An 18,672-nucleotide genomic window follows, 5' to 3' on the forward strand; every position below is an offset into this window, starting at 1 on the left:
GGGCGTGAGCTAGTGTACCCCTTATAGCTAATTGTTTAGCTGATTCGAGCGTAGGCCGGATCCCGATACTGAACAAGGGGGTGCCGTGGTGCTTGACGCCGTCGACGACGCCGCGAACAGCAACGACTATGTGCTCGACGTAGCCGCGTTTCGTCAGGATCTGCGCCACTATCTACGCAATCTCGACTGCGCCGACGAATGGCGCGCCGCTGCGTTTACGACCGCAGAGGCCGGGCTCGACCACGATGCAGCGGTGATGGCGCGGTTGCATGCCGACGGCTGGAACCGATACGGCTGGCCCGAGGCGGCCGGAGGCCTGGGCGGTAACGAGATTCACCGCGCCGTTCTCTACGAGGAGCTCGCGAACGCGCTGCTGCCCATCCCGGCACAGGCATGGACTTTAGAGGTGATGGGCCCGGCGATCCTGAAGTACGCCCCACACCTGGCAGGCGAGTACCTTCCGCGCTACCTCGACGGCACCGAATGGTGGGGGCAGGGCTTTTCCGAACCGGAGTCCGGCAGCGACCTGGCCTCCCTGCGCACCCGGGCGACCGAAGACGGCTCGGGTGGGTTCGTCGTCAACGGCCAAAAAATCTGGACCAGTCAGGGCGGCACCGCCAAGCGGCTCTGCGTGCTGGTCCGCACCGGGTCGCCAGAGAGCAGACACCGCGGCCTGACGATGATGCTGGTCGACACGGACGCCCCCGGCGTGACGGTGCGGCCGATCGCGTTGGCCAGCGGGCGGCGCGAACTCGCCGAGGTGTTCTTCGACGACGTCCGGGTGTCACCGGAACGACTGGTCGGCGAGGTCGGCGCCGGCTGGACCGTGACGATGTTCCTGATGCAGTACGAGCGCGGCATGTACGGCTATGCGGCGCTGAACAAGGTGCTGATCGGGTTGGGGCGGCTGCGCGAATACATGGTCGCTCGTGGCACGAGTTCGGCCCAGCGAGAGCGGTTCGCGCGCGTCTACGTCGAGGTAATCGCGGCGCAGGCGCGTGCCGCCACCACCGTGCGCAAGCTCGCCGCCGGGGAATCCGTTGGCCCGGAAAGCAGCATCGACAAGCTGCTCTGCAGTGAGGCCGAGCGCGCGGTAAACGACCTGATCCTCGACGTCGCACGCGGCCACATGATGGTCGGCACCGGGGGCAGCCCTGCCGAGCTCGACACCGCACGCGCGGAGTGGTGGTACTCGCGGGCCGCCACGATCATGGGCGGCACCGCGGAGGTTCAGCGGGGGATCATCGCAGACCATATTCTCGGGCTGCCGAAGGAAAGGCGCGCATCGTGAGCATGCGCACGCGGGGGGCGAATCCGACCGACGAATCGTGGCCGATGATCGAAGATGCGGTGTTCCGCCTGTTTGACGAGGTCGCGGCCAAACAGGACCACATCGTCATCGATCCGCTGCTGGCCGAACTCGGCTGGTCGGAGATCGAATCGGAATACCCGGTGGACGCATGTGCGCTGTTGTTCCGGGCGCAGGGACGGACCCTGGCGCTGACCGACGCGCTGGACCGCGTCATGCTGGCCGAACTGGCCTCACTGGTGGATTCACCGGTGGATGCCGTCATGCTGCCTGCCCTATCCCACGGGTCCACGCCCAGTTCGAACGAGGACCAGGTGAAGGGCATCCTGCTCGGCCCACCGCGCGGCCGCGTCCTGGTCCCGATCTCCGCTCCCATGGGAACCGTCTCTGTCACCGTCGTCGACGCCGCCCGGCTGCGAGGCGAACGACTCGACACCTTCGACCCGAGTGTGATCTGGACTCGCGTCGAAGGGTCCGTCGACGGCGACCTCATCGACGCGTCCACTGAGTGGGGCCGCGCGGTCGCGGCGGCGCATCGCTCGCTTGCCACCGAACTCGTGGCGTTGGCAGATCAAGCACTGCGCATCGCCGTCGAACACGTCGGCGTCCGCGTGCAATTCGGTTCGCCGATCGGCTCGCTGCAGTCCCCTCGCCACGCCCTGGCGGCTGCTGCGGCCACATTGGAAGGTGCCCGGGCGCTCCTTGCGGACTCATGGCGCTACGGCGGGGTGTTGTCGGCCCAGGCCGCAAAGGTTGCGGCGGGTCGAGCACACCGCGGCGTCGCCGATGCCGTCTTGCAGGTGTGCGGGGCGGTCGGGCTGACCGCCGAACACGACCTTCATCGATATGTGAAACGAGGCTTCCAGATCGACGCGCTGTGCGGCTCCTACGCGCAGCTGGAGTCGCTGCTGGCCGACCGCCTGTTCGACACCTATGCGCCGGGGCGCGCACTCCCCGCAATCATCAACCTGGACTGAGGAACCGATGCGCCGCAACATCTTCGACGAGGTACACGATGACTTCCGCGCGACCGCGCGGGACTTCTTCGAGCGCGAGTGCGTTCCCCATGTGGAGAAGTGGGAACGAGACGGGAAGGTCAGCCGGGAAGCGTGGCTGGCCGCGGGCGAGCACGGTCTGATTGGCTGGGAATTCGACGAGAAGTACGGCGGACTCGGTGTGAAGGACTTCCGGTTCAACCAGATCATCTCCGAGGAGATGTTCATGTCCGGCGCGGTCGGCATCGGCCTTGGTGTCCAGAACGACATCTTGATGCCGTATCTGAACAGCTTGACCAACGACGAACAGAAGGGGCGTTGGCTGCCGAAGTTCATCTCCGGGGAGTACATCGGTTCGATTGCGATGTCCGAGCCGGCCGCGGGGTCCGATCTGGCCGGCATCAAGACCACCGCCCGCGACGAGGGCGACCACTGGACGGTCAATGGGCAGAAGACGTTCATCAGCAACGGACTGCTGTCGAAGCTCGTGCTCACAGCGGTGAAGACCGATCCGGCGGCTGGGCGCAAAGGCATCAGCCTACTGATGATCGAGGACGGCATGGAGGGTTTCACCCGCGGTCGCAAGCTCGACAAGATCGGACAGTTCTCCGCTGACACCGCGGAGTTGTTCTTCGACAACGTCAGAGTTCCAAAGGAGAATCTCGTCGGGGAGCTCAATCGTGGCTTCTATCATCTCGTGTCCAACCTGCCCTTCGAACGTGTCGGTGTGGCCTGCTATGCGTTACCCGCAGCGCGGCGAGCGCTCGACCTCACCAAGGCGTATGCGCTGGAGCGCACGGCATTCGGACAGCCGATCGGCACATTTCAGGTCAACCGGCACTTCATCGCCGAGATGCAGGTGAAACTCGATGCCGCACAGACGTATCTGGACCAGTGCGTGCTCGCGGTCAACGAGGGCACCCTCTCCGACGCCGACGCGGCGGGCCTGAAATGGTGGACCTCCGAGGTGCAGTGGGAGATCCTCGACCGGTGCCTGCAGCTTCACGGCGGCTACGGTTACATCAATGAATACGAGGTGGCGCGGCTGTGGCGCGATTCTCGGGTGCAGCGGCTTTATGCGGGCACCACCGAGATCATGAAGGACCTGATGGGTCGCGCGATGGGCTTTTGACGATGAGCTTGCTCACTTAGTGGGGCGGGTTGGCGGTTTGCGCAAGACCTTTCGGCTAACCTACAAATAATTAGTTGATTACGACGATCGGTGGAGGTCGATATGGAGGTCACCAGCCTTCGTGAGCCGAAGATGGCCGATCGCGTGGCCACCGTCCTGCGCAGGATGTTCATCCGCGGCGAGATCGCCGAAGGGACAATGCTCCCACCGGAGTCAGAACTCATGGAGCGGTTCGGCGTGTCACGGCCGACGCTGCGCGAGGCATTCCGCGTTCTCGAGTCGGAATCGCTCATCGTCGTGCAGCGTGGCGTACGTGGTGGCGCTCGGGTCACCCGACCGCGACGCGAGACACTTGCCCGTTATGCCGGAGTCATCCTCGAGTACGAAGGCGTGACACTCAAAGACGTCTACGACGCGCGGATCGCTCTCGAAACGCCCATGGTCGTGCAGCTGGCCAAGACGCACAACGCAAAAGCGATCGCCGAGTTGGAGAAGATCGTCGAAGCCGAGGAGCAGTTGAAACCGGGCAGCGATGCCGTGGTCCAATTGACCGATTTTCACGCAGCTCTCGCACGGCTGGCGGGCAACAAGACCTTGCAGATCGTCAGCGACATGCTGCATCACATCGTCGAGAAGGCGAATCGCTCGCTGCAGCCCACCGAAGGTGCTCGCGCGGAGCAGGCAGTTCGCCGGTCTGCGAAAACACACCGCATGGTGCTGGACCTGATCAAGGCTGGGGACGCCGAGAAGGCCGGCGAACTGTGGAAAAAGCACCTGCAGAAGGCGGAGGAATTCGTGCTGTCGGGTTCCGAATTGTCTACCGTGGTCGACCTTCTCGAATGACGAATGTCAGCCGGGACGCCGGCCACGACATCGAGACGCCGATCCACCTGCTCCGGCGGTTCGGGATCGAGGTGTTGATCGCGGACCAAGAGTGCGCCCTCGTGGAGATGTCGATGCCGCTGGCCGGCATGCGCAATCCTTTCACCAGTTTGCCGACGGTCGGCCCACTGGCCGTACTGATCGACGCAGTCAGCGGGTTGTCCAACCACTTCCGCCATCGCGACGCCGAATGGACGGTGTCCACCGAATTGGCCATCGAGCTGAGCCCCGAGGGAGGCGAACGGGCGACCGCGATAGCCGCTTCCCCCGTCATCGCATCGGGACGACCGCTGGGCCCTCGCGACAGCGCATCAGCGCTTTCGGTGTGCACCCTGACGTGCGACGGCGTTGTCATCGGCGGCGGCACCGTGCGGTCTTACTATGTGGCGCCCGACACGCTCGACCTGAGCGAGCCCGCCGAAACGGTGGCTAAGAGTCACAACACCTCTCTGGCGGAACTGATGGCCGTGGAGCCCATGCCGCCCGCCGACGCGGTGCGAGTCCTGCGCCAGCACGTAGACCCGTTCCTCAACAACGCCGTCGGCGTCATCAACGGCGGAATCGCCTCGGCGGGGCTGGAATTGGCCGCGTCCGCGACGGTGAACACTGGTGGTGAGCCGATGCGAACCGCGTCGGTCCGGGTGAACTTTCTACGTCCCTTCTACGCCGGCCACCAATCTCGCTACGTAGCGGCGCCGCTGCGCATCGGGCGCGGCACCGCCGTCGCCGACGCGCGCGCGATCGGGGACGACGGCAAGCCCGCGTTGACGGCGCGCGTCACCGCCTACCGGTAGCGGCTATTTCTTGGATCGAGCACGGAATGCGGCGACTCGCTCCTTAAACTCCGGTGTGGAGAACGACGTCAGTTCCTCGGCGAGCGCATACTCGAGGACACCTTGGGCAGCCCGGGCAAGGTGCATGTTCAGCGCCACCTTCGAGGACCGCAAAGCCTGCGGCGGCAGCGCGGCGAACCGCTCGCCGAGTGCCAGCGCCTCCTCGAGCACCGCATCGTCGGGGACGACCTTGGTGACCAGGTTCAACTTCTCCGCGATCGACGCGGTGATGCGATCGCCAAGCAACACATACTCTTTGGCCTTCATCATGCCGATCAGCAAGGGCAACATGGCTGCGCCACCGTCCCCGGCAGTGAGCCCGACGGCCACGTGCGGGTCGGCCAAGTAGCTGTTCTCCCCCATCACCAGTAGGTCGGACAACAGGGCGATCGAACAGCCCAGCCCCACTGCCGGTCCGTTGACCGCGGACACCAAGGGCTTCGGGAAGTTGATCACCTCAAGGAAGACGGTGCGGGCCTCGTGGATCTGAAACGTGCGCGCCACTTCGTCTTCGATGAGGCGGCCGAACATCACCATGTCCCCACCAGCCGAGAACGCTTTGCCGACACCGGTGGTCACGACCGCCTTGACGTCGTCGTCGGCGTCGAGCGCCTTCCAGATGGTGGCGAATGCGTGGTGCACCTCTTCGGTGACGGCGTTGAGCGCCTCCGGTCGGTTGACGCTCACGACGTGGACGTTGCCGCGCTTCTCCACCAATAGCCATGGGGCGAACTGTTCGTAGCCGGCGAGGGTGGCGATGTCGGAAGCCGTCATGTGATGTCCCGTCAGTCCTTCTTATTGGAAAGGATGGTGACCGCGGAGACCGCGGTTGGACCACCGATGTTGTGCGCCAGCGCAAACCGGGCGCCGTCGACTTGGTTCTCGGCTTGGCCACGAAGCTGGTTGAACAGTTCATAGCACTGCGCGACGCCGGTAGCGCCCGGCGGGTGCCCCTTGGCCTTCAAGCCGCCACTGGGGTTGATCGGGATCGAGCCGCCCACGTAATTCTCGCGCGCCTCGACCAGCTTGTATGCCTCGAACCTGCTGACAAAGCCGAGGTCCTCATAGCTGATCAGTTCCACCCCGGTGAAGCAGTCGTGCACCTCGGCCACATCGATGTCACTCGGTGTCAGTCCCGCCATCCGCATCGCCGACTTCGCCGCCCGCACGGTAGGCGGAAAGCTGGTCATGTCCTGCTTGTGCTGATGCATCACCCGATCCATACCGATGCCGACCCCGCGCACCCAAACCGGGCGGTCGGTGTAACGATCGACCACGTCCTCGGCTGCCAAGATAACCGCCGCCGCGCCGTCGCTTTGGGGTGTGCAGTCGTAGAGGCCGAACGGTTCGACCACGATGGGTGCGGCGAGCGCCTTTTCGACATTGATCTCGTAGCGCAGTTGCGCTTTGGGGTTGGTCAGCGCATGGAAGTGGTTCTTCACCGCGACCATGGCCATGTGTTCCTTGGTCGCCGGCGACTCGTGCAGGTACCGGGTGACGTGCAACGCGAAGTTCGCGGGAGCCACCAGACCGAGTGGGTAATCCCAGGCGTTGTCGCGGGTCATCGCCGCCCAGTCCCAGAAGGTGGTGTTGGAAGCGGTCTCGCGCACCTTGTCCGCCCCAACGACGAGGACCACGTCATAGAAGCCCGACGCGATGGCCATGGTTCCGTTGCGGATCGCGTCATTCCCTGTGGCACAGGCATTCTCGACGCGAGTAACGGGTATGTCGGTGAGGTCGAGGGTATCCGCGAGGATGCCCGACGGGAAGCCGTCGGTGGTCGAGAGCTCTCCGAACCACGCCGCCTCGATCTCGGACTTCGCGATGCCCTTGTCGACGTTGCCCACCGCTTCGGCGTAGGCCATCGGAACCAGGTCTTTGATGCCGAGTTCGAAATGTTCGGCGAACGGGGTCATGCCCGCACCTATGATGGCAACCTTTCTCATGCCCGAGCTCCTTCCTCGCTACGGCCGGGCCAGAACGCGTAGCCGTAGTCGGGTATGCCTGCGCGGGTGGCGATCCGTCGCAACACCACCGCGCCGGCCTGCCCGATCGTCGTTTCTCCCGCGGGAACCCCGGTTACCTTCATCAGCACGCGAACCGGGTTGTCGTCGAGTTGCACGACGGCCAGCGAGTACGGGCTGGGGAGGTCCGGTACCGGGACTCGAATGGTCGTGTGGGTGTAGACGGTGCCCGTTCTCGGCAACGGCTCCAGCCGGTATTCGGTGGCGAGCAAACCGGAGTTGTCGACGCGGACGCGGGGCGGGAACTGCGGCGCAGAGTCGACGCCGGGTCGCTCGTCGAATACGGCTGCCTCCCAACGGATCTTCGGCTCGAATGCACGACTGTATGCCGGCAAGGAGATCGGAATGCCGACGCCCTCGGCGACCCGACTGGCGGGAAGCTCGCGAGCGGGCAGCTCATCGCGAACGATGCGCGGGGCGGTCGCGCTGCTGCTGAGTTCCGCCACGCTCATCGTCGACTGTTCGGCCGCGATCACCAAGCCGGACGCGCCCCTGTCGATCGCCTGTGCGATCACTCTGATGACCGCGGCGGCTGACGCCTGGGGGTCCTCCACGGCCGCTTTCGCGTCGACCCCAGGACCGAGTTGCGCGCCGGGAACGCCCGCCACAGCTGCCACGACGGGAACGCCGTTCAACTGGAGCCTGCTCATGGTGCCCCGGATTCCAACCTCGCGCTGCAGGCGGGGGTCGGCGTAGGAATGACGCCTGCCATCCTCGCCGCGCGCCACCAGCGGCAAGCTCCTCGTCTGACGCCCCACCGGGGTCAAAGTGGGTTCGCCGTCGCCGATCAACACGGCGGCCGCGCCCGCAGTCGCGCCGTCGTCGTCGGCCGCGATCACCAGCGTGCCGGGCGACGCCGTCACGATCTGGTCCAAGACCGCGGGCGCGCCGCCGAGCACCTCCGCGATCGGCGTATCAGCCGGTAGCGATAGCGCCGCCAGCAGGACTGCACCGTTGCCGCCCTCGATGAGCGGAAAGTCGCGGGACACGAGGACCACCCGGCGGGCAAGAGCATCGGGGTCGGTACCCCGGCCGGCCGCCACCGCCATGGTGAGCGCGTCCTCGTCGGGTCCCTTGACCCGCCGGTCACCCTTGCACCACGGCGGAACATATGTCCCGATGGAGATGACTTGAGTCATGATGCCTCGCTCCTGTGCGACAGGGGTCGTCGCAGTCGCCCGTTAAATGAGATATATAGTTATAGCATTCGAGGTCGCGTGTCCGCGCCCGGGGTGGGAGGAGCTCAAGACGGTGGACGGGTCGGGTTCTCGCACGCTCAAGGACCGCGTGCTGGTGGTGACCGGCGCAAGCCGTGGCATCGGCCGCGCGATAGCGGTGCGGGCCGCTGCCGACGGCGCCGCGGTTGCACTACTGGCACAGACCGATGCCCCGAACGCCAAGCTACCCGGCACTTTAGGCGAGTCGGCTGACGCGGTTCGCGAAGCCGGCGGCCGGGCACTGCAGGTCGTGTGCGACGTCCGTGATTCGGCGGCGGTTGTAACGGCTGTGGCGGAGGTGGCAGAGGTGTTCGGTGGCATCGACGCCGTGGTCAACAACGCGGGCGCACTAGATCTGCGCGCCACGTCGAAGCTGCCTCCCGAGAATTTCCGCCGCCTACTGGGGATCAATGTCGAGGGGCCGTTTGCGGTGGTGCAGGCGACGCTGCCGTACCTACGGCAGTCCGACAACGCCCACATCGTCAACGTTTCGCCTCCGCTGAATCTGGAGCCGCGCTGGATTGGCGCACACGTCGGCCACACGGTCGGCAAGTACGCCGAAAGTCTGTTGACGCTGGGCTGGGCCGCGGAATTCGCGTCGGTGCCCATCGCGGTGAACTCCCTGTGGCCCGCGGTGACGGTGGCCAGCACGGGGTTGATCGTCGCGATGGGCGACGGCGTGCGGGCGCAAGCCCGAGACCCCCGCATCATGGGCGACGCGGTGCACGCCTTGATCACCCGGCCCGCCGCTTGTACCGGCCACTTCTACACCGACGAGGAGGTGCTGCGCGAGGAGGGCACGGACGACTTTGCCGGCTACCGACTCGCCGCCCACGAGGAAGATCTGGCGCCCAACTTTTATCTGCCCTCCACGCCGCTGCCGACCGTTCGGGTTGATCCGTGAATCAATACGACGCGCTGCGCGCCAACGAGCCCGAGCTCGCCAAGCTCCGCATGTCGGTACGGGAGTTCCTGCGAGCCGACCGGGCCGAATACGGTTGGGTGCCCGACGTCGATTCCTGGCTCGGACATTGGGACGAGGGATTCAGTGCGCGCCTCGGCGCGGCCGGTCTTGTGGGGCTGATCATTCCGGAGAAGTACGGCGGACGAGGGTTGACCCATCTCCATCGCCACGCGGTGACCGAGGAATTGCTGGCGGCGGGTGCGCCGATCGCCGCCCATTGGGTCGCCGACCGACAGGTCGTTCCCGGCTTGTTGGCCTATGGCAGCGAGGAACAGCGCGAGCGGCTGCTGCCGCGCATCGCCGCCGGGACCTTCTACTCGGCCATCGGCATGAGCGAGCATGGCGCCGGCTCCGACCTAGCGGCCGTACGGACCAAAGCGACCAAGACCCGCGGCGGCTGGCTGCTCACCGGTACCAAGGTGTGGACGAGCGGGGCGCACCACGCCCATCAGATTGTGGTGCTCGCCCGGACGAGTCCGCCGGACCCGCAACGACGGCACGACGGCTTCAGCCAGTTCCTGGTTCCCTGTGACGCCCAGGGTGTGCGGATCGAACCGATCCTGCTGATGAACGGGGACCATCATTTCAACGAAGTCGCTTTCGAGGATGTACTCGTTCCGGATAGCGACGTGCTGGGCGAGGTCGGCCAAGGATGGCACCAGGTGACCGCGGAACTGTCCTTCGAGCGCAGTGGGCCGGAAAGGATCCTGTCGACCGCACCGCTGATCATGGCCGCGATCCGGCTGTTGAGCAGCTTTGGCGGCACCGATGACACCACCGCCGGCATCGTGGGAGACCTTCTGGGACGGCTGATTTCGTTGCGACAGCTATCGGTGTGGGTGGCGCAGACGCTCAGCGAGAAGACGGATGCGGCGAATCAAGCGGCGCTGGTCAAGGATCTTGGCACCCGGTTCGAGCAGGAATCGATCGACGTGATCACCGACCTGCTCGACCAGGTACCGGTGACACCGGAACTGGCCGCGCTGATGGCCACCGCGGCGCTGCACAAGCCGATGTTCACCTTGCGCGGTGGCACCAACGAGGTGTTGCGCGGCGTCGTCGCACGGGGAATGGGACTGCGATGACGGCGTTTTCGACGGGTGTGTTCGCCACCGACACCGTCAACGACGAACATGCCGAGCTGCGGCAGCTGGTCGACGACATCGGGCGGCGATCGTTCGATGCCCGGCTCGGTCAGCGCAGGATCCCCGAGCAATTCGACGCAGAGCTATGGCGCAACCTCGAGGACACGGGGCTGGCCCGGTTGACGAGCACCGCGGACTTGGGCGCGGGACCGCCCGAGCTTGCCATTGCGCTATCCGGCATCGCCCGGCATGCGGGCGCTGTCCCGTTGGCCGAAACCGACGCGCTGGCAGGCTGGCTCGGCAACCGGGCGGGCATCGAACTGCCGGAAGGACCACTCACCGTCGCGATCGCGGACGCGGATGCCTCGGGGGGCCGTGTCCGCGGAACGACCAGTGACGTGGCGTGGACGCGCGCATGCGCGGCCGTGCTGCTGCTCGCGCGAAGCCCCGACGAGGCGCGCGTGGGCGTCGTCGACATCCGTGATGCCCGGCTGGTGGAGAGCCACAACCTGGCCGGAGAGCCACGCGATCGATTGACGTTCGACGTGGCTGCCGACGAATTCGCCGTCGTCGAACCGGCCGTCGCCGACGAGTTGTCGCTGCGCGGCTCGTGGTGTCGCTGCGTACAGGTTGTCGGTGCGCTCGATGCGGCGGCAGCGATGTCGGTGACGCACACGCGGGAACGAATTCAGTTCGGCCGGCCGCTGAGCAAGTTCCAGTCCGTCCAGCATGCTCTAGCGGCGATGGCCGGTGAGATCGAACGCGCCCGAGCAGCCACCACACTTGCCGTCGCGGCCGCCGCGGAGTACGGATTCAGTTGTCGCGAAACCGAATTCGCGATTGTCGTCGCACGCGTGGCTGTCGGACGGGCCGTCAGATCGGTCACGACCATCGCCCACCAACTTCACGGGGCGATCGGCGTCACCGCCGAACATCCGTTGTCGTTGGTGACACTGCGCGCCCAAAGCTGGTGTAACGACTACGACACGACCGCCGGCTACGCGCGTCGACTCGGACGGATGGCCCTAACCGCCGCCGACCCGTGGGACCTGGTAATCGGCAATTTCCGATCGGTGCAGTCAACTTAAGGAGATCCAGTGACAGTCGAGAAATTCGATGGTGCGTCCGCGATCGTCAGCGGGGGCGCGGGCGGCCTCGGTGAGGCCGCGGTGCGGCGATTGCATGCCGAAGGCCTCGGCGTGGTGATCGCGGATCTGGCCGCCGACAGGGGTAAGGCGCTGGCCGACGAGTTGGGCAGCCGTGCGAGTTTTGTCAGTACCGACGTGACGAGCGAAGACTCGGTGCAGGAAGCGATCGCACAGGCCAACCAACTCGGCCGGCTGCGGTATGCCGTCGTCGCACACGGTGGGTTCGGCGTTGCGCAACGCATCGTGCAACGCGACGGCAGCCCGGCCGATCTTGCCGGCTTCACCAAGACCATCGATCTCTATCTCAACGGGACCTATAACGTCGCTCGGCTCGTCGCCGCCGCCGTCGCGTCCGCCGAGCCGCAGGCCGACGGTGAGCGAGGCGCGTTGGTGCTCACGGCGTCCATCGCCGGTTACGAGGGTCAGATCGGTCAAACCGCCTACGCCGCGGCGAAAGCCGGCGTGATCGGATTGACGATCGCCGCTGCCCGCGACCTGAGCTCCGCCGCCATTCGGGTGAACACGATCGCCCCTGGGACGATGAAGACGCCGATCATGGAGTCGGTCGGAGAAGAGGCAATCGCTAACTTCGCCGCCAACGTGCCCTTCCCGAAGCGCCTCGGGGCCCCTGCTGAGTTCGCCGACGCGGCGGTCTTCCTGCTGACCAACGGGTACGTCAACGGTGAAGTGCTGCGCCTGGACGGCGCACAACGCTTCGCTCCGCGTTGACTTCCCGCGCGGCCGGAGCTTTCGACCCCGCGCACGCTCTAATCATCGAAATAGTTGTATATTTCTGACCCAGGCGCGTAGCATCCATCCGTGGTGCGGCTGACGCCCTGACAACGGCGTGAGCACAGTCAGCGCGATCGAAGGTGCGAGGAGCATTTATGTCCTTACTCGAGGGTCGGGTCGTCTTCATAACAGGTGCGGCCCGCGGACAGGGACGGTCACATGCCGTCGCGTGCGCCGAGGAGGGCGCGAACATCGTCGGTGTGGACATCTGCCACGACCTCGACGTCGTGCCCTACAAGCTCGGCACCCTCGACGATCTCGAGGAAACCGCCCGGCTCGTCGAAAAGACGGGCCAGCAGATGCTTTTGGCGCAAGCCGATGTGCGGGATAAGGCTGCGCTGCAGGGCGCCTTCGACACCGGCGTGCAACGATTCGGCCACATCGACACGGTGATCGCCAACGCGGGCGTCATCCTCTCCAATGTCGATGAGGTGGACGCTTCCGAGGCGTTACGGGTCGGAATCGACATCATGCAAATCGGTGTCTGGAACACCTTTCAAGTCGCCATCCCCCACCTGAAGGAGCGCGGCGAGGGGGGCAACCTCGTCGCGACCAGTTCGATGGCGGCGTTGCTGGACATGACCGACGGCCGCGGCGGCTCGGACGCCTATGGCATGGCAAAACTGGCCATTACCGGCTTGGTGCGTGCGTACGCGAATTTCCTCGCCGCCGACCGGATCCGAGTCAACGCTGTCGCCCCCACCAACTGTGCCACGCCGATGGTGACCGAGAATCCCGCGCTGTTCAAGGTCATTGAAGCGTATCCGCACCTGGCGAATGCGATGCAGACGGCGCTGCCCGACTTGCCAATGATCGAGCCCAAAGACGTGAGCAACGCCATTTTGTTCCTGATCTCCGATCTGGGCCGGTCCTTCACCGGAAGCGTGCTCAAGGTCGACGCCGGCATGGACGTCCGCCGATAGGGACAGCGTTGGTGGACTGCGGAATCCGGGGTAAGTCGGCACCGGTCGTCGGCGGGAGTAAGAGCATCGGGTTCGAGGCCGCGCGGATGCTCGCAACCGAGGGTTGTCGGGTCTCGGTGCTGGCAAGAACGAGGGCCTCCGTCGATAGCGACGTGCAAGCTATTCGGCGCGAGAAGAAGACGGCCGTAGGTGTGTGTGCGGACGTCAGTGAGCCCGAGGCGCTCGACGACGCCACCCGGCAGGTCGGCAACGAGTTCGGGCCGCCGCTGATCGTCATCGGACAAGCCATCTATCAGGCCCCCGGCGACTTCGCTCCGGGGTGGATCGAGACCGACAACGCGATCGCCTATCTCACGAACAACATGGGCCTCGCCGATGAGGAGCAGCGCCGCCAGCCCATGCTGAGGCAGGCACGCGTTCCCCCGGCACGGATCGGCAAACCCTACGAAATCGACGTCACTCATCGCGTACTTGTGTTCGGAGACCGCAGGTTACATCACTGGGGCGTGGATTGAGGTCGATGGTGGACTGCACCGTTCGGCGTTCTAAGGATGGAGGACGATCATGAGCACCGACCAACAGGAACGAGCGATCGCAGGCGTGGCCGAACTCGAATGGGCGAAATTGCCGATGGCCACCGACCGGGGAGCAGGCTGGAAGGCGGTGCGTGACGCCGGGCCCGTGGTGTATATGGATGGCTGGTACTACCTGACCCGACGGGAGGATGTCCTCGCGGCGCTGCGAGATCCAGGCACGTTCTCGTCGAAGAAGGCGTTCGACGAGCTGGGCAGCCCGCTGCCGCTGGTCCCCATCTCGTTCGATCCGCCCGAGCACACGCGATTCCGGAAGATCCTGCAACCGTTTTTCAGCCCGCACACGCTCAAGGACATGCTGCCATCGCTGCAGGAACAGGCAATCTCCATCGTCGACGCGGCCGTAGCGAAGAAGGAATGCGACGTGATGGCCGATGTAGCGATCCCCTACCCGTCGCAGGTGTTCCTCACGTTGTTCGGTTTACCGCTGAAGGATCGCGACCGCCTGATCGCGTGGAAAGACAATGTGATCGCCCTGTCGGAGCTGCCGTCAATGGAGGGCGCCGACCTAGCCCCCGCACTCGAACTGGTCACCTACGTCTCGGAGGCGATCAATGAGCGTCGCCAGAATCCGGGAAACGATCTGCTGTCGCAGGTGCTCATCGGCGACGACCCGCTTGACGACGCCGAAGCAATCGGGTTGAGCTTTCTCTTTGTGCTCGCGGGCCTCGACACAGTTACCGCGGCGATGGGCTTCGCCCTCCTGGAGCTGGCACGCAACCCCAAACTTCGGCGGACTTTGCGTGAGAATCCCGAGGAGATCCGCGTTTTCGTCGAGGAAATGGTCAGACTGGAGCCGCCCGCCCCGATGGTCCCGCGAGTGACCACCCGGGAGGTGACCATCGGCGGCGTTACGTTTCCGGCTGACACAAAGCTGCGCCTTTGTCTGGCTGCGATCAATCGGGACGACAGTGACGATATCTCGGCAAACCATGTGGTCATGGACGGAAAGGTTCATCCTCACTGGGGATTCGGCGGCGGCCCGCACCGCTGCCTTGGATCACACTTGGCGAGGATAGAGCTCAGCATGATCGTCGAGGAGTGGCTGAAGCGGGCGCCCGAATTCGAGGTGGCTCCGGACTGCGAGCCCACAATCACCTTTCCCGCAAATACTTTCGCACTTGGCTCACTGTTACTGCGGTGCTGAGGATGGCCACTGCAAGCCCATCCCACGCTGTGGCAGTGGTGTGCGTCGAGTGCCAGAACGGTGTGCTCGGACCCGGATCGGTTCTCCCACAACTCGCTGCGGACAGCGCGGGACTCGTTGAGAACGTCTGCCGGCTCCTCGACGCAGCGCGGACGTCTGGTGTCAGGGTGGTCCATGCCACCTATGAAGGCACACTGGGCGGCGGGCACCCGGGCACCGCGCGGCTGTGGCGAGTGCTGGGGCCGGCCACCGCGGCGTGGGCACCCGGCTCCCCTGAAACTCAAGTGCTCTCTAAGCTGTTCGCGCCGACCGATCTGGTGCTGCCGCGCCATCATGGCTTGTTCCCCACCATGGATTCCGAGCTGTTGCCGGTCCTGAGTGGCCTCGGCGTGCGGACGATTGTTCTGGCCGGTGTCTCGTTGAACCTCGCACTCCCGGTTTCGGCCGGGCACATCACCCAGGCCGGTTTCGAACTCGTGGTCCCACGCGATGCGGTTGCGGGCACGCCGGCCGAGTACGGAGATCAGGTGCTGGACAACACGATCGCCGTGCTCGGCCGGTTAACCACCGTCGATGACCTCATCGGAGAATGGTCCGCAGGCAGCTTCCATCGGGAAGCCAAGCCACGAACCGGCTGAGCTGCTGGCTCTCGGTTTCGTTCGCGAGATGCCGCGTTCCATAAACTTTTGACGACTAGATGGGATCGAAGGCTGAGATCAGCCAGCGCCCACCGCTCTTGTCGAGAGTCACTCGCACAGCGGACGAAGTATCGGTAGGGGCATCATTACCCACGGTCACGGTCTGATTGACGAAAATCAAGGCTACTGCGTGGTCCGGGGTGGCCGACACCGAGGCGGCGGCGGGAACGGTCGCGGTCGCGGCGATGTGGTCTTTTTTGGCGCCGGGTATCACCACGTCGTGAATCAGCTGGCTGTAGGAGTCCTTGAATTTTCCAGTTAGTCGTTCACGGGCGCCGCCCAGATCTTTCTCAACGCTGTCAGCCTGGTACGACAGTATCGCCACAGTGGAATCCTTTGCGGCCGTAACCGACTCGATGCCAGCGGCTGCTGATCCGCGGACCCAGGCGTCTTGCCATTTGAGGTAGCCGACGGCGGCTGCAAGCACCAACGGCAAGATGGGTAACACGCCGAAGGCCACCACACGCGACCACTTGATTCGACGCTTGGTTGCTGCTGAGCGCTCGGCATCGTCATCTTCGGCGCATTTCTCCCCTGATTCGGCAAGGTCTTTGCTGTCGAGGGCGTCGGTGCCGTCGCCGGTCTGCTCAACATCGGTGTTGCTAACAGCGATGCGTGGACGCGTCTCCTCGGCCACCTCCACTTCGTCATGCTCTGTGACGGAATCGGTTTCAACTCGCACTGCTACGCTTCCTTTTCTGATCCGTGACCATGGTTGTCGCTGCCCGCCAATCTCCCGATCCGTTATGGCACGAATGCGACATTGGAGACCTTTACGTCGTTGCCGATCCTCTGGACGGTGATGCGCATCCGCCAGTGTCTAGGATCCTGTTCTGCTGCACCGAGATTCGAAGTCTTGACCGATACAGCAACCAGCACTTGAGCTTCGTCCCCGGACTGTGATTCCAGGCCCGCCTCGGTGACGGTTCCCACCGACGTCGACTGCGCTTTCTTCACCACATCCATAAAGGGCTGGGATCGATGGGAGAAATCATCGTAGAAGGCGCCGGTCGCACTATCGAGAATGCGTTTGACATCGGTGTCAGCATGCTGCCAGTCGATGGTGGTCAGGTTCAGTGCGCCCTGCCTCGCAACGCGAATGAGCGCCTCGCGCTGCTGCTGCGCCTGGCGTGCCTTTGCTTCCTGGAAGCCGAACCATCCGGCCAGCGCGCCCAAAGCGACCACCGCGAGCAACACCAGGATGACCGCTAAACGCACCGGTGATCTGGGCTTATTGGTCGATGCGTCGCCTCCGCTACCGCGGTCGGCATCGGCAACTTGATCACGAGATGCGTTGTCAGACGCCACTTTCTCGCCCTTAACATCTTCTGCGTCGTCGGAGCCGGGTGAGGCCTCTGAGCTTTCCGGGTTCTCAGTGACGTCGTCGAGCGACGGTGCTGAGCCCTCGTCGACGCGGTCTGATGGGTCGGAGGCCGTTTCGGACGGTTCCGTGTTGGTTAGTTCCTCTTGGGTGGCACCAGCATGCTTTGCCATGTTTGCTCCTTTTTGCTGCCGCGGGCGAGGTCACCCTGGGTGTACATGCGCCCATCTGGTCCCATGTACATGCCCGTGGCTGGGTCGTATTGAACTGCGGCGATCGGCGGTGGCAACGGCCCCGGCGGTGACTGCGGCGGTACCTGGCCGGGCGGCTCCTCACCGGGTGCGAACTGCGGGATGCCTTGGCCGGTGTACGTCGCGTTCGGATCACCCTTCCAGTTGAAGCCGTCGTTGAGGGGGACGTAAGTCTGGTCACTTTCACACAGTTTCACCGTCGGGGCCCGCTTGCCTGGACGGGTTTCGCACGGATAGTTGTGGGCGCCACGCACATTGAGCATGGAGTCCTGGGGCACCCGGCAATAAAAGTCTCCCTTCGGGGGATCCGGATAGTCCTCGTAGCTGGGCGAGCGCTGTTGCTGGGCCGGCAGGAATCCGGTGCTACATACCGGAGGCCAGTTGAGGTTCAGATTGAAGCTCAGGAAGGCACCGTTGTAAGCCTGTTTGGTGTTCTTGTTGGCCACCTTGACCGCCAAGATATCGGCCGCGCCTTGGGGCAGTTCGACCAAGATTGATTCCAAGTTGTCCCGGTAGGTGACCCCCACCTGTCCGATACTGACCAGATTGGCCAACACAATAGGCAACGTGGGGTTGAGCCGGTCGAACAGTGCGCTGGCCTCAGCGGCCGCCGGGCTGCCTTTTTGGAGAAGACCGCGCACCGAAGAATCGTTGTCGCGCAGCTCGGAGGTGATGGTCGCCAGGTGGGCGGCCCATGCGTGAACTGCACCGGCTGAGTCGGTCTGGCTGTCAAGAACCGGCTTGGGTTTGTCGATCAAAGCAGCGATCGCGTCCAGATTCTTGCGGGCATCGATCGATAAGTTCGCCGTCCCGCTCACCAACCGAGACAGTTCCGGACCGAGCCCGCCGACGGCGACATAGGATTCGTCGACCACCGTTTTCAAGTTGTCACGCGGGATCGCCGTCAAGCCCCGATTGGTTGCGCCTAACAGCGAGTTGATATCCGGCGGGACGTAGGTACGGTCGGATGGGATGATGTCGCCGTTTTTCAACGACGGCCCTTTGCCGCTGCGCGGTAGCAGTTCTACATATTGTTCACCGACGGCCGACACGCTGTGCACTTCGGCGCTGAGGTCCGCAGGGACCCTGATGTCCGAATTCAATTGCAGCACAGCCTCTGCGCCGCTGTTGGTCAGCTGCACCGCTTGCACCCGGCCAATCTCGACGCCCCGGTAGGTTACGTTGCCGCCCTCATAGAGGCCACCAGCTTGGGGCAGCTGGAGGGTCACTGTGTAGCGGCCCACTCCGAAAAACACGGTAGGTACTTGCATGAAGGCGAAGAACATGATAGTCGCGGCGGTGAGGCTGAGCGCCGCGAAAACCGCAAGCTGAATCTTGACTCGTCTGGTCAGCACGCT

Annotated in this window: 19 protein-coding genes; 13 read left to right on the plus strand and 6 right to left on the minus strand. The window is 64.5% G+C overall.

Annotation, left to right across the window (positions count from 1 at the left end; all coding sequences use genetic code 11):
* The first annotated feature begins 85 nt into the window (after window positions 1-85).
* From BST14_RS04130 to BST14_RS04150, 5 genes are all read left to right on the plus strand, one after another.
* Window positions 86-1,291: an acyl-CoA dehydrogenase family protein gene (locus tag BST14_RS04130; protein WP_245845288.1), complete on the plus strand. Its 1,206-nt coding sequence runs from the start codon at window positions 86-88 to the stop codon at window positions 1,289-1,291.
* 44 nt (window positions 1,292-1,335) lie between these two features.
* Window positions 1,336-2,286, plus strand: a complete 951-nt coding sequence (locus BST14_RS04135; RefSeq protein ID WP_083063350.1) for an acyl-CoA dehydrogenase family protein — start codon at window positions 1,336-1,338, stop codon at window positions 2,284-2,286.
* 7 nt (window positions 2,287-2,293) lie between these two features.
* Window positions 2,294-3,436, plus strand: coding sequence for an acyl-CoA dehydrogenase family protein (locus BST14_RS04140; protein WP_083063308.1), 1,143 nt, complete (start codon window positions 2,294-2,296; stop codon window positions 3,434-3,436).
* 102 nt (window positions 3,437-3,538) lie between these two features.
* The gene (locus BST14_RS04145; protein WP_083063309.1) at window positions 3,539-4,279 is read left to right on the plus strand and encodes a FadR/GntR family transcriptional regulator; all 741 of its coding nucleotides are present in this window, start codon (window positions 3,539-3,541) and stop codon (window positions 4,277-4,279) included.
* Entirely contained in the window at window positions 4,276-5,112 is an 837-nt protein-coding gene (locus tag BST14_RS04150) for a PaaI family thioesterase (RefSeq protein ID WP_083063310.1), read from the plus strand. Before BST14_RS04145 ends, BST14_RS04150 begins: the two co-directional genes overlap by 4 nt.
* A gap of 3 nt (window positions 5,113-5,115) precedes the next feature.
* On the opposite strand, the gene BST14_RS04155 is transcribed toward BST14_RS04150, so the two are convergent.
* From BST14_RS04155 to BST14_RS04165, 3 genes are read right to left on the minus strand one after another with little or no spacing between them, the layout of a single operon-like run.
* A complete protein-coding gene (locus BST14_RS04155) occupies window positions 5,116-5,925 on the minus strand; it encodes an enoyl-CoA hydratase/isomerase family protein (protein WP_083063311.1) in 810 nt (269 codons plus the stop codon).
* A gap of 11 nt (window positions 5,926-5,936) precedes the next feature.
* Complete coding sequence (locus BST14_RS04160) at window positions 5,937-7,097, minus strand: thiolase C-terminal domain-containing protein (RefSeq protein ID WP_083063312.1); 1,161 nt, start codon at window positions 7,095-7,097, stop codon at window positions 5,937-5,939.
* Window positions 7,094-8,314, minus strand: coding sequence for a Zn-ribbon domain-containing OB-fold protein (locus BST14_RS04165; RefSeq protein WP_083063313.1), 1,221 nt, complete (start codon window positions 8,312-8,314; stop codon window positions 7,094-7,096). The genes BST14_RS04160 and BST14_RS04165 overlap by 4 nt, the downstream gene beginning before the upstream one ends.
* A 46-nt stretch (window positions 8,315-8,360) precedes the next feature.
* On the opposite strand from BST14_RS04165, the gene BST14_RS04170 reads away from it, so the two are divergent.
* The 8 genes from BST14_RS04170 to BST14_RS04205 all read left to right on the plus strand — a co-directional run bounded on the left by BST14_RS04170 (window position 8,361) and on the right by BST14_RS04205 (window position 15,682).
* Entirely contained in the window at window positions 8,361-9,296 is a 936-nt protein-coding gene (locus BST14_RS04170; protein ID WP_083063314.1) for an SDR family oxidoreductase, read from the plus strand.
* A complete protein-coding gene (locus BST14_RS04175; protein ID WP_083063315.1) occupies window positions 9,293-10,441 on the plus strand; it encodes an acyl-CoA dehydrogenase family protein in 1,149 nt (382 codons plus the stop codon). The genes BST14_RS04170 and BST14_RS04175 overlap by 4 nt, the downstream gene beginning before the upstream one ends.
* Complete coding sequence (locus BST14_RS04180; protein WP_083063316.1) at window positions 10,438-11,529, plus strand: acyl-CoA dehydrogenase family protein; 1,092 nt, start codon at window positions 10,438-10,440, stop codon at window positions 11,527-11,529. The genes BST14_RS04175 and BST14_RS04180 overlap by 4 nt, the downstream gene beginning before the upstream one ends.
* Before the next feature lie 9 nt (window positions 11,530-11,538).
* On the plus strand, window positions 11,539-12,318 hold the full coding sequence (locus tag BST14_RS04185) for an SDR family oxidoreductase (protein ID WP_083063317.1): 780 nt from the start codon (window positions 11,539-11,541) through the stop codon (window positions 12,316-12,318).
* A 158-nt stretch (window positions 12,319-12,476) separates the two neighbouring features.
* A complete protein-coding gene (locus BST14_RS04190; RefSeq protein ID WP_083063318.1) occupies window positions 12,477-13,304 on the plus strand; it encodes a mycofactocin-coupled SDR family oxidoreductase in 828 nt (275 codons plus the stop codon).
* A gap of 11 nt (window positions 13,305-13,315) precedes the next feature.
* Window positions 13,316-13,819, plus strand: a complete 504-nt coding sequence (locus BST14_RS32790) for an SDR family NAD(P)-dependent oxidoreductase (RefSeq protein WP_158085852.1) — start codon at window positions 13,316-13,318, stop codon at window positions 13,817-13,819.
* Window positions 13,820-13,868: 49 nt separating this feature from the next.
* Entirely contained in the window at window positions 13,869-15,044 is a 1,176-nt protein-coding gene (locus tag BST14_RS04200; protein WP_083063319.1) for a cytochrome P450, read from the plus strand.
* A 2-nt stretch (window positions 15,045-15,046) separates the two neighbouring features.
* Window positions 15,047-15,682 (plus strand): cysteine hydrolase family protein, encoded by a 636-nt coding sequence (locus tag BST14_RS04205; RefSeq protein ID WP_083063320.1) that lies wholly within the window; start codon window positions 15,047-15,049, stop codon window positions 15,680-15,682.
* Between the two features lie 55 nt (window positions 15,683-15,737).
* Here BST14_RS04205 and BST14_RS04210 read toward each other — a convergent pair whose 3' ends face one another.
* The 3 genes from BST14_RS04210 to BST14_RS04220 form a co-directional block, all read right to left on the minus strand.
* On the minus strand, window positions 15,738-16,424 hold the full coding sequence (locus BST14_RS04210) for an Rv1363c family protein (protein ID WP_083063321.1): 687 nt from the start codon (window positions 16,422-16,424) through the stop codon (window positions 15,738-15,740).
* Between the two features lie 62 nt (window positions 16,425-16,486).
* Window positions 16,487-17,236, minus strand: a complete 750-nt coding sequence (locus tag BST14_RS04215; RefSeq protein WP_083063322.1) for an Rv1363c family protein — start codon at window positions 17,234-17,236, stop codon at window positions 16,487-16,489.
* A complete protein-coding gene (locus BST14_RS04220) occupies window positions 17,200-18,669 on the minus strand; it encodes an MCE family protein (RefSeq protein ID WP_083063323.1) in 1,470 nt (489 codons plus the stop codon). The genes BST14_RS04215 and BST14_RS04220 overlap by 37 nt, the downstream gene beginning before the upstream one ends.
* Window positions 18,670-18,672: the final 3 nt, after the last annotated feature.

Origin of the sequence: Mycobacterium arosiense ATCC BAA-1401 = DSM 45069, assembly GCF_002086125.1 — a bacterium.
In the GTDB taxonomy this organism is placed as follows: domain Bacteria; phylum Actinomycetota; class Actinomycetes; order Mycobacteriales; family Mycobacteriaceae; genus Mycobacterium; species Mycobacterium arosiense.

What these genes read in the sequence shown, in the direction of transcription:
- BST14_RS04135 (WP_083063350.1), top strand. Translation starts at nt 1,336, where the DNA reads ATGATCGAAGATGCGGTGTTCCGCCTGTTTGACGAGGTCGCGGCCAAA.
- BST14_RS04140 (WP_083063308.1), top strand. Translation starts at nt 2,294, where the DNA reads ATGCGCCGCAACATCTTCGACGAGGTACACGATGACTTCCGCGCGACC.
- BST14_RS04145 (WP_083063309.1), top strand. Translation starts at nt 3,539, where the DNA reads ATGGAGGTCACCAGCCTTCGTGAGCCGAAGATGGCCGATCGCGTGGCC.
- BST14_RS04150 (WP_083063310.1), top strand. Translation starts at nt 4,276, where the DNA reads ATGACGAATGTCAGCCGGGACGCCGGCCACGACATCGAGACGCCGATC.
- BST14_RS04155 (WP_083063311.1), bottom strand. Translation starts at nt 5,925, where the DNA reads ATGACGGCTTCCGACATCGCCACCCTCGCCGGCTACGAACAGTTCGCC.
- BST14_RS04160 (WP_083063312.1), bottom strand. Translation starts at nt 7,097, where the DNA reads ATGAGAAAGGTTGCCATCATAGGTGCGGGCATGACCCCGTTCGCCGAA.
- BST14_RS04165 (WP_083063313.1), bottom strand. Translation starts at nt 8,314, where the DNA reads ATGACTCAAGTCATCTCCATCGGGACATATGTTCCGCCGTGGTGCAAG.
- BST14_RS04170 (WP_083063314.1), top strand. Translation starts at nt 8,361, where the DNA reads ATGAGATATATAGTTATAGCATTCGAGGTCGCGTGTCCGCGCCCGGGG.
- BST14_RS04180 (WP_083063316.1), top strand. Translation starts at nt 10,438, where the DNA reads ATGACGGCGTTTTCGACGGGTGTGTTCGCCACCGACACCGTCAACGAC.
- BST14_RS04190 (WP_083063318.1), top strand. Translation starts at nt 12,477, where the DNA reads ATGTCCTTACTCGAGGGTCGGGTCGTCTTCATAACAGGTGCGGCCCGC.
- BST14_RS04200 (WP_083063319.1), top strand. Translation starts at nt 13,869, where the DNA reads ATGAGCACCGACCAACAGGAACGAGCGATCGCAGGCGTGGCCGAACTC.
- BST14_RS04205 (WP_083063320.1), top strand. Translation starts at nt 15,047, where the DNA reads ATGGCCACTGCAAGCCCATCCCACGCTGTGGCAGTGGTGTGCGTCGAG.
- BST14_RS04215 (WP_083063322.1), bottom strand. Translation starts at nt 17,236, where the DNA reads ATGGCAAAGCATGCTGGTGCCACCCAAGAGGAACTAACCAACACGGAA.